The sequence below is a fragment of the Mucilaginibacter sp. P1_A3 genome, from assembly GCF_056406855.1.
In genome coordinates, this window is the sequence record NZ_JBFTZJ010000001.1 from 555,407 (window position 1) to 568,472 (window position 13,066).

Sequence of the window (13,066 nt, forward strand, 5' to 3'; positions counted from 1 at the left end):
GGGAAGGAATTTTGATTTTAAATTTTGGTGTCCCTTTTATTCACTCCTTAAACTATCTGCCGGATTTGCAAGCGCGGCTTTAACCGCCTGAAAGCTCACCGTAGCAAATGCTATAACAAGTGCTAATACTCCTGCCAATGCAAAAACCCACCAGCCTATAGTTATCCGATACGCAAAATCCTGCAGCCATTTATTCATGGTAAACCATGCCAACGGGAACGCTATTAACGATGATATGATCACCAACTGTAAAAACTCAACAGACAACATATTTACGATGCCGGTTACAGAAGCGCCAAATACTTTTCGAATACCAATCTCCCGGGTTCGCTGAATAGTGCTGTAGGATGCTAAACCAAATAATCCCATACATGAAATAAATATGGCAAGCACGGCACAATACAAGAACAGGTTACCGAAGTTGATCTGGTCTTCATATTGTTCATTGAATTTATCATCAACAAAGGCATAATTAAAGGGCCGCTCAGGCACCAGGGTTTTCCATTTATTTTGAATAGCAGCTATCGTGGACGGAATATTTTTTGACTCTATTTTCAGGGTAAAAAAACGGGTGCGACCTGGATTTATCCGCATGTTTAAAGGCTGTACCTTTTCCTGCAGCGATTGAAAATGAAAGTCTTTTAATACACCTATAATTTTACCTGTTCGTCCCCATTGCGAGAAATTACGACCCACCGCTTCTGAAGGTGTGCGGTAGCCGAGGCTTTTGGCAGCTGCTTCGTTAATTACAATGGCTTGCGTACTGTCGGTACCAAAGGCTTTTGAAAATATGCGCCCGGCTACCAGCTTCATTTCAAATTGCGGAATGAAATCATAATCCACCTCGTATAAATTAATAACCATATGTTGCATAACGCCTGCGCTATTCTCTATCTCCGAGTCGCGATTTCCATTACCAAAACCGGGGACACCTCTAGATGCAGTGGCTGATAACACGTTAGGGATCTTTTTCAATTCGCTCTTTATAAGTTCCGAGCGGTTCTCTACAGCTGTATCTGCATAAAAATCGATACCAATCATCTGTTTTTTCTGAAAACCAAGCGTTTGGCTACGCATATAATTTAACTGATTATAAACTATAATTGTCCCGATAATAAGCACTATAGATATAGTAAACTGGGCAATCACCAGTCCCCTCCGCAATACAATACCTTTACTTGATTTGCTAAACCTGCCTTTGAGGGTAGTTATTGGCTTGAACCCCGAAAGCACCAATGCCGGGTACAAACCTGCAGTAATACCTATACCACAGGATAGCATAAAAAACTGGAACAGGTAGTTTCCCGAAAAAATACTGGTGCTGATCACTTTGCCTGATAACTGGTTAAACAGTGGCAACAATGAGTAGCTAAACAAAATCGAAAGAAAAAAAGCGATCAAACATATAATAACTGACTCACTTAAAAACTGGAAAATCAATTGCGACCTTGCTGCACCTATTACTTTGCGTACTCCTACTTCTTTAGCTCTTTCTGTAGCTCTCGCCGTTGTTAAATTGATAAAGTTAATGCAGGCTATCAGCAGGATAAACACCGCGATAATTGAAAAGATACGAACATTATGCAGGTCGCCGTTTTCAAAAGCACCTCTTTTAGCATCCATGTAAACATCTTTCAAAGGCTCCAGGAAAAAACTAAGATCCATACCCTGCTTTCTATCAGCTGCAGAATAATGTTTGTTTGCAAATGCGGGTAACAAGTTCTGCAACTTGTGATAATCGTACCCCTTTGGCAATAAAATATAGGTAAAGCAGCCAAAATTTGCCCAATCATTCATACTGCCAGGATTTTGGCTTTCAATTGTGGCATATGATATCACCATATCGAATTTAAAATGTGAGTTTAAAGGCGCGTCTTTTATTACAGCGGTAACCAAAGCGAGGCTTTTACCATCAAGCAATAACGATTTGCCAATTGGATCAACATTGCCAAAATATTTTTTAGCCATGGTTTCGGTTATTGCTACTTTAAAGGGTGCTTCAAAGCCCTTTTTTACATCCCCCTTTACAATGGGTAAGCTGAACATAGTAAACAAGGAAGGATCTGCAAAGAGCAGGTTATCTTCCTGAAACTTTGATTCTCCATACTGTATCAAAAATTTTGCTCCGCGAATCCGCGTATTAGCTTTTACTTCCGGATACTCTTGCTGTAATGCCGGCCCCATTGGCGCCAATGAAAACGCTGTATTAATCGTTTCGTCAGGGTTTTTCACATCAGTTACAATACGATAGATCTGGTCAAATTTTTCATTAAAACTATCGTAACTCAGCTCGAACTTTATATTTATATAGATCAGGAAACAGGCTGTCATGCCTATTGCCAGCCCGATAATATTTATTATCGAGAACCCTTTGTGTCTCCAAAGACTTCTGCACGCAATTTTAATGTAGTTCTTGATCATCTTTTTAGTTCATTAGTTCACTGGTTCATTGGTCTTTAATAGCCTTATAGTTTATTGGATGTGCAATTTGTATATCAACTATACAGGTTTGCCGTTTTCTGCCAATGAACTAATGAACCAATAAACTATTCCGTCCTTAAACTCTTCACCGGGTTAGCAAATGCTGCTTTTAGCGTATTCAGGCTTACCACTGCAAGCGTTAACAGGAGTATGAGCGCGCCCACAACTCCAAACAGCCAAATACTGATACTGATGTGATAGGTATATTTTTGAAGCCAGTTATTCATTAGCCACCAGGTTAGAGGCACAGCAATTAAGAAAGCAATTGTTACCAACTTCAGAAACTCTGTAGATATCAATATTAAAAGTTGCTGAACAGATGCCCCCAATACCTTACGCACCCCTATTTCTCTAAAACGTTTTTCGATGGTAAATGAAGCCAGGCCGGCTAAGCCAATACAGCAAATAAATATGGCCAAACCCGCAAAAATGTTGGTGATACGGCTTATCAGTTCTTCGGTAATAAATTTCTTGCCAAATTCCTGGTCAACAAACTGGTATTCAAATATATTTTCGGGGTTATATTTTTTAAAAATAACCTGCAATGCCTGGATAGCCTTTTGCGGCTGCACGCCATCTTTGAGGCGTACACTTACCCTGCTTGAGCCGGTTGGATTATAATAGACCATTAAAGGCTCAACAGGCTTGTAAGGTGATTCCATGATGATGTTTTCAATAACTCCTACCACGGTATATTTTCTGGGACCGTAGCGCATTTGAAGCCCAATAGGATTTTTTATATTCATGGCATCAATCGCGGCCTTGTTGAGCAGCATTACGCCCGAATCGCCAGGTAAGGGGTTAAAATCCCGCCCCATTAAAATTTGGGTGCCCATTGTTTTGGTAAAATCAACATCGGTACTTAAGCCCGAAAAAATTATGCTGCCTGCAGGTTTGCCATCATAATCCGGTGAGGCTGATTTCCACCAGACCTCAGTTATTGGCGCCGAAGTTCTGGTAACCGAACTTATTAGTCCCGAATTAAATAAATCCTGCTTAATGGCTTTATAATTTTTATCAATGGCTTCTGACGAGGGCACCATAACCAGGTTATTGGGATCGTACCCAATTCGCCGGTTTTTAATATGTTGTATTTGCTGGTATACAATTATGGTAGCTGAGATAAGCAGTATAGACATTACAAACTGACCAATTACCAATATCCGCCTTGGCAATACCGCGCTTTTACCAGCCGCAAAAGTACCTTTCAATACTTTAACAGGACTAAATGACGATAAGTATAAGGCAGGATAGCTGCCCGCAACTATGCCGGTGAATAGAATTATGACAGCCGCGCCTGTTAAAAAGAATGGCGTAAAAATAGCCAGGTGTAAATTTTTGCTCACCAGTGAATTAAAGAATGGCATGAGCAGGTATACCACGCATACCGAAAGTATAAACGCGATAAGGGCGAGTATGATGGGCTCAAAAAAGAATTGGGTAATCAGTTGCTTTTTATCAGAGCCTAACGTTTTGCGGATACCTACTTCTTTAGCGCGTTTCTCTGAACGTGCTGTAGAAAGGTTCATGAAATTAACGCAGGCGATAAGCAAAATTATAATAGCAATGATGGTGAACAGCTTTACATATTCTATCATCCCGCCAATATTTTTACCATCTTTAAACTCACCATACAGGTGCCATTTGTTCATTGGAAAGGTAAAATAGGTACTTAGCTCATCGTGGCTATCATGTTGATGTTTAGTGAGGTTAACAAATTTATTTAAAGCGTCAACATTAGCATTCGGAATAGTTTGGATAAAAATAAAGTTGGATGAATTTGACCATTCAGCCATTCGTCTTTTACTTTCATCAGATGTGTATTCAAAGGGTACAATAAAGTCAAATTTGAAGGTAGAATTGCCGGGAGGATCAGCAATAATGGCGCTTACTTTGAAGTTGAGCTGATTATCAATTTTGATCACCTTATCAATAGGGTTATCATTTCCAAAAAATGATTTTGCTGCAGATTCTGTCAGCACGATAGATTTAGGATCGTTAATTGAAGTTTCGGGATTTCCCTTTATAAACTTCCAGGAAAACATCTTAAAAAACTGATCGCTTACCTGGTATCCCTTTTTAATTAATTTATTGTTGCTATACTGGGTTAGGTGGGTTTCCTGGTGAGATGTAAGTACACTATATTTTATTTGCGGGTTACTATTTTCAAGTGCCTTTGCAAATGGGAACGCCATATTCTCATCTGTAAATATGCTGTTCTTAAAATCGCGGTTGGCTATTACCTTGTAAATGTTATCATGACTGGCATGGAATTTATCGAAGGCCACTTCGTCCTGTACCCATAAAAAGATGAAGATTGTGCAGGTGATACCAATAGTTAATCCCAGTATGTTTGTTATAGAAAAACCTTTGTTCCTGATAAGGTTTCTCCAGGCTGTTTTTACATAGTTTTTTATCATGGCATTGGTTTATTTATTGGTTCAATGTTCAATCAGGTCATCAGTACATTTGGTAGTATTAACATTATTATATTAAATAATCGGCAGGGCTATTTTCTTAAATAACTCCCTTATTTATTCTTCGTTTATCGTTGGTTCCTGGTATAAAAAATCGGCAATAAACAAGCTTACCCCTCCTAAAAAGGAGGGGCGAGCGAGGCACATTAACTTATATAAACTATCTTCTTTTTTTGGAGGCGATGATACGTTATTAAACCATTATGTTTTCCACAACGGCTTGTCCGTCAAGCAGCCTGATGATGCGGTGACTGTAGCGGGCATCATGTTCAGAGTGCGTAACCATGATAATGGTTGTACCCTGTTCGTTCAGGTCTGTCAACAGTTCCATAACATCATTACCATTGGTACTATCCAGGTTACCGGTAGGCTCATCCGCAAGGATCAATTTTGGCTTGTTAACCACGGCGCGGGCAATAGCCACACGCTGTTGCTGACCACCCGATAACTGCTGCGGATAGTGGTTACGGCGATGCATTATCTGCATTTTGTCTAACACCTCTTCTACCCTTTTTACACGTTCAGCGGCAGGAACACCGGTGTAGATCAACGGTAATTCAACGTTTTCAAATACGGTTAGCTCATCAATCAGGTTAAAGCTCTGGAAAACAAACCCAATGTTATGCTTGCGCAAATCGGCACGTTTACGCTCGGTAAAATGAGCAACTTCAATGTCGTTAAAAACATAGCTGCCTTCATCTGGATCATCAAGCATACCCAAAATATTGAGCAGTGTTGATTTACCACAACCAGACGGCCCCATGATGGCCACAAATTCGCCTGTCGCGATTTCAATTGATAGCTTATTTAAAGCTATGGTCTCTACCTCTTCTGTGCGGTAAAATTTTTCGAGATTAGTAATTTTAATCATTTGCCCCTCCTAAATCATCCGTCTTGAGTAAGATGATTTGTTTTTTGTTTTGGTTTATACTCTGTTTATAAAATTAATTATTCTTTCTTGTTATCCTTCCCTTTTATTCCTCTCCGCCATAAGGCAGAGAGGCAGGGAGGGGTTTATTTTTTTAATACCAGTTCCTGGATATCACCGTAGGTTTCATAGCTTGAGGTAATTACCTTATCGCCGGGATTTAAACCATCGGTTACTACATAATAATCCGGGCTTTGGCGACCAAGCTGTATGTTAACCTTGTAGGCCCGTTTACCATCCTCGCTCACTTTAAATATCCAGTTACCACCGGTTTGCTGATAAAAACCGCCCTTAGGTACCAACACAGCTGTAGTTTCGTCGCTCAGGGCTAACCTAACCTGCAGGGTTTGCCCCTTACGGATGCCTTTAGGCACAGCGCCTACAAATTGCATATCAACCTGAAAACGACCTGCAGTAATAATGGTGAATACCTTTTTAATAACCATGTTGTAGGTTTTATCAGCAAACTGAAAATCACCCTTTAAACCAGTGAATACACGTGATAAATAATGCTCATCTATATCAACCCTAACCTTAAATCCCGATTGTACGTCAATTTGCCCCAATTGTACACCTTTGCTTTTACTCTGACCAACTTCGGCATCAAGGTTTGTAAGCTGGCCATCAACATTCGCCCTTAAAGTAAGGCCTTCAACTTTTTTACGCATCAGTTCAAGTGCGCTCTTCATCTGCGCATATTGTTCTCTTGATTGTGCATCCTGCTGTTTCACCAAAGCGGTATCCTGCGATAATATCTGGGTTGCCAGTTTTTTGCGGTTTACCTGGTATTTGTAAGCGTTAACTGCCTGCTGGTATTCCTGTAAGCCAATGGCTTTTTGATCATATAATTTTTTATCCAGGTCATATATGCGTTTCGCTTCTATATAAGCATTGTCTACATCGGCCATCGTGTTTAGCTTGCCAATTGTACTTTGGGTTGCATTGTTATGCGAAATTTGCATTTGTGTTTGCTGACCATAAACAGCAGTTTCCTGGTTAGCCAGTGTAAGTTCCAGATCGGTGTTTGATAACCTTAAAATAGGATCGCCTTTTTTAAGACTTGCTCCATCTTCAACATACTTGGCCTCAACCACACCACCTTCTGATGCATCAAGGAAAATAGTGGTCAATGGCATTACTGTACCGTTAACCGGGATAAACTCCTGGAAAGGGCCTTTAGTTATAGTACTGATGGTTATGCGTTCGGTATCAACATCCAATTTGCTTTTACCCGATGTAAAATAAATACTGCCTCCAACTAATAAAATAATGCCTGTAATGCCAGCTATAGTTAATATTCGTTTGCTGTTCCAGGTCTTTTTCTCAATTTTTCTGTCCACTGTAGTTTATGATATTTTGAATAATGGTTACAAAAAGATATGCCACAAATTAAAATACTGTATTACAGTAACTTAAATACAGATTAAGTATTTAAGGCGTACGCTTCTGTTACAGCAAGTGTCCGGTTATGATACAGTAAAATAGTGTGCGGTGGCCTCATAACATGTATATTAGTTATAACTAAAATTACTGCTTTTTATGACTGATGCCTCTTTAATTGTTGTATTTATATAATACTGTGAATTTTAAGTATTCAATTATTAATTTGCAGAAAGTTTTCTTTAGTTGAAGATTAATAGATGATGGTTCGTGGCAAAAGAATTGTTGCTGTAGATAATTAGTAACAATTGTTGAGTACCGTGCGTCTGCTATAAATCATCATCAAAGAACTATCGGCTATGATCAATGAACCTTTAACTATGAACTATACCAAATGATACTTAAAAAAGCTACTATTCTTATTGTTGATGATGACCCGGATGTACTTACGGCTGTAAAGCTATTGCTCAAAACACAAGCTAATGAAGTAATTACGGAGAAAAATCCGGAAAATCTGAACTGGCTGCTGCAACGTAATGAGGTAGACCTGGTTTTACTGGATATGAACTTTAACAGTGCCATAAATACCGGCAACGAAGGTTTGTACTGGCTAAGGAAAGTGAAAGACTGGAAGCCAAATGTTTGCGTGATCATGATAACTGCCTATGGCGATATTGACCTCGCCGTACGCTCATTGAAAGAAGGCGCCGACGACTTTGTGGTAAAGCCATGGCATAATGAGAAACTAATAGCCACCATTAAAGAGCTTTTAGATAAAAAAGAAGGTGGGGTAAAAACCGTTAAAACCGCTGCAAAAAGCACTGCGGGAGATACATCCATATTGGGCGAATCTGACGTGATGCAGGATATATTTTATAAAGTAAATAAAATTGCCCCTACCGACGCTAACATTCTGCTATTAGGAGAAAATGGAACCGGTAAAGATTTGATGGCCAAGGCTATTCATGAGCGTTCCCTGCGGGCCGATAAGCCATTTGTAAAAGTGGATGTGGGCGCATTAACAGATACCCTTTTTGAGAGTGAACTGTTCGGGCATAAAAAAGGAGCATTTACTGATGCCCGCGAAGATCGTACCGGCCGTTTTGAGGATGCACAGGGAGGCACATTGTTTTTGGATGAGATAGGAAACATCAGCCTGCAACAACAGGCTAAACTGCTAACCATACTGCAAAACAGGCAGGTAACCCGGTTAGGTACAAATAAGGCTATTGACATTGATATCAGGCTGATTTGCGCTACCAATGTGCCCATGCACGAACTGGCCAATGAAAACCGTTTTCGTAAGGATTTAATATACCGGATCAATACAGTTGAGATTAATATGCCGCCTCTGCGCCGCCGTAGTGAGGATATTGTGATACTGGCCAGGCACTTTGCCAAATTATATGCCACCAAGTATTTAAAACCTGCTGTGGATTTTGATACACCGGCCTTGCTAAAGCTCAAATCATATAATTACCCTGGTAATGTACGCGAGCTGCAATACACCATTGAGCGTGCTGTTATTATGGCCGATGATCAGGTGCTACGACCAGATGACCTGATATTTTCCATATTGGAAACATCAACAGATAATACCATTAATGACGATAATATTCAGTTAAGCACTCTGGAGAAAAATGCAATTTTAAAGGTGATAGAAAAACACAATGGCAATATTACCCGTGCTGCCAAAGAACTTGGACTAACGCGTACCGCCTTATACCGCAGATTAAGCAAATATGATATTTAACCGTTACGAATGGCGGCTTTTGCTGCGTGTATTTTTAATGTTCTTAGCCCTGTCGGCCGCAGCTTTTGTTACTGTTAAAGGATTGTACCTGTACCTGGTTATCTGTATCCCATTGGTAACTTATGCTGTTATTGAAATGATACGGTTCCAGAAAAAAGCCCAGGACGAGGTTAACCAGTTTGTTGAATCAATACACTACCGTGATTTCTCGCGCCATTTTGACGTGCGCAAGGCTCCAAACGAGTTGAAACCTTTACGTAAAGGTTTTAATGATATCAACACCACCTTTAAACTCATTAGCCGTGAGCGTGAAACCCAATACCATTACCTGCAAAAAATATTGGAACTGGTTGATACCGGAATACTATCGTATGAAGAAGAAACAGGCAATATTAGCTGGATAAATGAAGCCTTTAAAAAACTGCTGGGTATCCCCTATTTAAAAACGGTACAATCACTTGAAAAACGTGAGCCGGCGATGTACCATGAACTGCTTAAATTAAAACCGGGCGAAAGCAATATCATTGCCATTTCACGCAATCAGCAACTGGTTAAAATTTTGATAACAGCCAGCCTGATGCGTAGCGATGAGAAGCTTTACAAACTAATTGCTTTCCAGAATGTGAGCGAAGCGCTGGATGAAACAGAATCAAAAGCATGGTCTAAATTGCTAAATGTAATGACCCATGAGATTATGAACTCGGTAGCTCCTATCTCCTCACTGGCAGATACGTTGAAGAACCGCCTTCAAAGTCCGGAGATAGCCAATAGCATAGAAAGCAGCGAACTGGAGGATCTGGAATTGGGTATAGATACCATTAAACGCCGCAGCGAAGGCTTGCTAAAGTTTACAGAAAGCTATAGAAGCCTCAACAAAATCACCAAACTGGATAGAGATAAAGTATTGGTGCGTAACCTGTTCGAGAACCTGAACAGCCTGATGCGGCCTACCCTGGAAAAGAAAAATATTGAACTGGAGATCATCATGCGCGACCCAACACTTGCCGTAGAAGCAGACATTAACCTGCTTGAACAAGTTATGATCAACTTGCTGGTAAATGCTATTGAGGCCGTGAAAGATCGCGAGGAGCCACGGATCACCCTATCTGCCGAAGTACAAAACAACAGCAAAACGCTGATTAAAATTACAGATAATGGCCTCGGCATGCCCCCGGAATTATTAGACAAGATATTTATCCCATTCTTTAGCACCAAAAAAACTGGAAGCGGTATAGGCCTAAGCTTGTGCAAACAGATCATGTTGTTACATAAGGGAAATATACAGGTACAATCAACTGAGGGCAAGGGATCGTCATTTATATTGCAGTTTGTGCCATAGAGCCCCCTAACCCCCTGAAGGGGGAACTTTTGATTTGTATATTTTACAACGATTACAAAAATGACCCAGCATAAAATTTTAGCCATTTCGGGTAGTTTAAGGAGTGGCTCAACTAATCACAATATTTTAAAATATTTAGGCGAGTTGCTGCCTCGGGATATCAGCTATTCTATTTACGATGAGTTGGCGTTGATCCCACCGTTTGACCCTGGATTGGATAATGAAGATGTAGCCCAAACTGTAGTTAGGTTACGCAAATTGTTAAACGAAGTCGATGGTGTTATCATCTGCACGCCCGAATATGCTTTCGGCGTACCTGGTCAGCTTAAAAATATGCTGGATTGGATGGTATCAAGCGGCTCATTAGTCGATAAGCCGGTGGCATTGATAACTGCATCATTGGGTGGTGAACATGCACATGCATCATTACTGCTTACTTTAGGTGCATTGTCGGCTAAGATTATTGATGACGCTACTTTGGTAATTTCCTTTATCCGGTCTAAAATGGATAACAATGGTAATTTGATTAACGAAGAGGCCGCGAAAAATTTAAATAAGGTTTTAAAAGTGTTTTTGAGTTCTTTTTAAACTTCTTCCATCTTCATTCTAAAAGCGAGCATAGAATTCTTTCCTGCCAATTTGACAACATTGCCCGCTTTGGAACATGCATTGATGGTTGCAGGTAGAAATTAATATTAATCCATTCATATATCAATATTATGCAAGAAAAAGGCAGCATTTCAATCCACACCGAAAACATTTTTCCGATAATTAAGAAATTTCTTTACTCAGATAATGAGATATTTTTGCGAGAGCTGGTATCAAACGCTGTAGATGCTACCCAAAAAATTAAACGCCTGGCCTCTTTAGGCCAATACAATGGCGAACTTGGCGATCTGCGCGTTGAAGTTGCATTTGACGAGGTGAAGAAAACCATCACCATATCCGACAATGGTTTGGGTATGACCGCCGAAGAAATTAAAAAATACATCAACCAGATAGCATTCTCGGGCGCTACTGAGTTTATGGAGAAATTTAAAGAAGCTAAAGATGCCAATGAGATCATAGGTAGATTTGGTTTAGGCTTTTATTCTGCCTTTATGGTTGCTGATAAGGTTGAAATTCAAACCCTATCATACCAGGAAGGCGCTGAGCCAGCTTACTGGGTTTGTGATGGCAGTACCGAATTTGAAATTGGCGAAGGTGTATTAGCCGAACGCGGTACAGAGATCACCCTGTACATCAACGGCGAATCTGAAGAGTTCCTGAGCAAATACAAACTACAGGAAATCCTTGATAAATACTGTAAATTTTTACCTGTTCCAATTAAATTCGGCACCAAAACCGAATCTGTTGAGGATGGCGTTGATGAAGAAGGAAAACCAAAATACATGGATATTGAGGTTGATAACATCATAAACGATACCAACCCAATTTGGACTAAAGCCCCTTCAGAGTTAAAAGATGAGGATTACCTTAACTTTTACAAACAACTTTATCCATTCAGCGAAGATCCTTTATTCTGGATCCATTTAAATGTGGATTATCCGTTTAACCTTACAGGCGTATTGTACTTCCCTAAGCTGAAGAACGACTTCGAGATATCAAAAAACAAAATCAAATTATTCTCCCGCCAGGTATTTATTACCGATGAGGTAAAAGATATTGTTCCTGAGTTTTTAATGCTATTACATGGTGTAATTGATTCACCAGATATTCCGTTGAACGTTTCAAGAAGCTTTTTACAGGCCGACAGTAACGTTAAGAAAATTAACAGTTACATCACCAAAAAAGTAGCTGATAAATTGTCAGATCTGTTTAAAGCCGACCGCAAAGCTTATGAAGAAAAATGGACCGATATTGGCCTGTTTGTAAAATACGGCATGGTAAGCGAAGACAAATTCTATGATAAAGCAAAAGACTTTGTTTTGGTGACCAATACCCAAAAAGAGAACTTCACTTTACCTGAATATAAAGAGAAAGTTGAAGCTATTCAAACAGATAAAGATGGTCAGTTGGTTTACATTTACACCAATGATCCTGCAAAACAAGATTCGTTTATACAATCGGCCAATAAAAAAGGTTATGATGTGTTGGTTATGAACTCGCCAATTGATAATCATTTCATTAGTCAGCTGGAGCAAAAGTTGGAGAAGACATCGATGAAACGTGTTGATGCTGATGTTGCCGATAAGCTGATCAAAAAAGATGAAGCGCCAGAGTCTGTTTTAACCGATGAGCAGTCAACTAAGGTAAAAGACATCTTTAATAAATCAATTAACAAACCAGCATATAACGTTCAATTAGAGAGCCTTAACCCTGATGAGTTACCTGTTACTGTAACCATGGACGAATTTATGCGTCGTATGAAAGACATGGCAGCTATGGGTGGTGGTATGGGCTTTTATGGCAACATGCCTGATAATTACAAGGTGATTGTAAACAGCAACCATAAACTGATCAGCCGCATATTGCAGGAACAAAACGAAGAAGTGCAAGCTCAACTGTCAAAACAAGCGTTTGACCTTGCTTTACTTTCGCAAGGACTATTAACAGGCGCCGAACTGACCGAATTTGTGAATCGCAGCGTTAACCTGATATAATTTAAAAGGACAAATAATTCAAAGCCATCCGCAAAAACGGATGGCTTTTTTTGTTAAAAGAATATTTAAATTTGATGTAAATTAAACTTAAGTAAGCCTTTACCG

8 protein-coding genes are annotated in these 13,066 nt (G+C 39.7%); 4 read left to right on the top strand and 4 right to left on the bottom strand.

Annotated features, from left to right (window positions below; all coding sequences use genetic code 11):
- Positions 1-36: 36 nt before the first annotated feature.
- From AC1D0K_RS02220 to AC1D0K_RS02235, 4 genes are all read right to left on the bottom strand, one after another.
- Positions 37-2,421 (bottom strand): ABC transporter permease, encoded by a 2,385-nt coding sequence (locus AC1D0K_RS02220; protein ID WP_477397664.1) that lies wholly within the window; start codon positions 2,419-2,421, stop codon positions 37-39.
- Positions 2,422-2,546: 125 nt separating this feature from the next.
- Entirely contained in the window at positions 2,547-4,901 is a 2,355-nt protein-coding gene (locus AC1D0K_RS02225) for an ABC transporter permease (RefSeq protein ID WP_477462988.1), read from the bottom strand.
- 250 nt (positions 4,902-5,151) lie between these two features.
- Positions 5,152-5,829 carry an ABC transporter ATP-binding protein gene (locus tag AC1D0K_RS02230; RefSeq protein WP_477436673.1) on the bottom strand — a complete coding sequence of 226 codons (678 nt, stop codon included), beginning with the start codon at positions 5,827-5,829 and terminating at the stop codon, positions 5,152-5,154.
- A 143-nt stretch (positions 5,830-5,972) separates the two neighbouring features.
- Entirely contained in the window at positions 5,973-7,226 is a 1,254-nt protein-coding gene (locus AC1D0K_RS02235) for an efflux RND transporter periplasmic adaptor subunit (RefSeq protein ID WP_477400005.1), read from the bottom strand.
- A 434-nt stretch (positions 7,227-7,660) separates the two neighbouring features.
- On the opposite strand from AC1D0K_RS02235, the gene AC1D0K_RS02240 reads away from it, so the two are divergent.
- The 4 genes from AC1D0K_RS02240 to htpG all read left to right on the top strand — a co-directional run bounded on the left by AC1D0K_RS02240 (position 7,661) and on the right by htpG (position 12,961).
- Positions 7,661-9,019 (top strand): sigma-54-dependent transcriptional regulator, encoded by a 1,359-nt coding sequence (locus tag AC1D0K_RS02240; RefSeq protein ID WP_477398824.1) that lies wholly within the window; start codon positions 7,661-7,663, stop codon positions 9,017-9,019.
- Positions 9,009-10,358, top strand: coding sequence for a sensor histidine kinase (locus AC1D0K_RS02245; RefSeq protein WP_477398826.1), 1,350 nt, complete (start codon positions 9,009-9,011; stop codon positions 10,356-10,358). The genes AC1D0K_RS02240 and AC1D0K_RS02245 overlap by 11 nt, the downstream gene beginning before the upstream one ends.
- Positions 10,359-10,418: 60 nt before the next feature.
- A complete protein-coding gene (locus tag AC1D0K_RS02250; RefSeq protein ID WP_477398828.1) occupies positions 10,419-10,946 on the top strand; it encodes an NADPH-dependent FMN reductase in 528 nt (175 codons plus the stop codon).
- 131 nt (positions 10,947-11,077) lie between these two features.
- Complete coding sequence (gene htpG / locus AC1D0K_RS02255) at positions 11,078-12,961, top strand: molecular chaperone HtpG (protein WP_477398830.1); 1,884 nt, start codon at positions 11,078-11,080, stop codon at positions 12,959-12,961.
- The last annotated feature ends 105 nt before the right edge of the window (positions 12,962-13,066 follow it).

What these genes read in the sequence shown, in the direction of transcription:
- AC1D0K_RS02220 (WP_477397664.1), bottom strand. Translation starts at nt 2,421, where the DNA reads ATGATCAAGAACTACATTAAAATTGCGTGCAGAAGTCTTTGGAGACAC.
- htpG (WP_477398830.1), top strand. Translation starts at nt 11,078, where the DNA reads ATGCAAGAAAAAGGCAGCATTTCAATCCACACCGAAAACATTTTTCCG.
- AC1D0K_RS02225 (WP_477462988.1), bottom strand. Translation starts at nt 4,901, where the DNA reads ATGATAAAAAACTATGTAAAAACAGCCTGGAGAAACCTTATCAGGAAC.
- AC1D0K_RS02250 (WP_477398828.1), top strand. Translation starts at nt 10,419, where the DNA reads ATGACCCAGCATAAAATTTTAGCCATTTCGGGTAGTTTAAGGAGTGGC.
- AC1D0K_RS02240 (WP_477398824.1), top strand. Translation starts at nt 7,661, where the DNA reads ATGATACTTAAAAAAGCTACTATTCTTATTGTTGATGATGACCCGGAT.
- AC1D0K_RS02245 (WP_477398826.1), top strand. Translation starts at nt 9,009, where the DNA reads ATGATATTTAACCGTTACGAATGGCGGCTTTTGCTGCGTGTATTTTTA.
- AC1D0K_RS02230 (WP_477436673.1), bottom strand. Translation starts at nt 5,829, where the DNA reads ATGATTAAAATTACTAATCTCGAAAAATTTTACCGCACAGAAGAGGTA.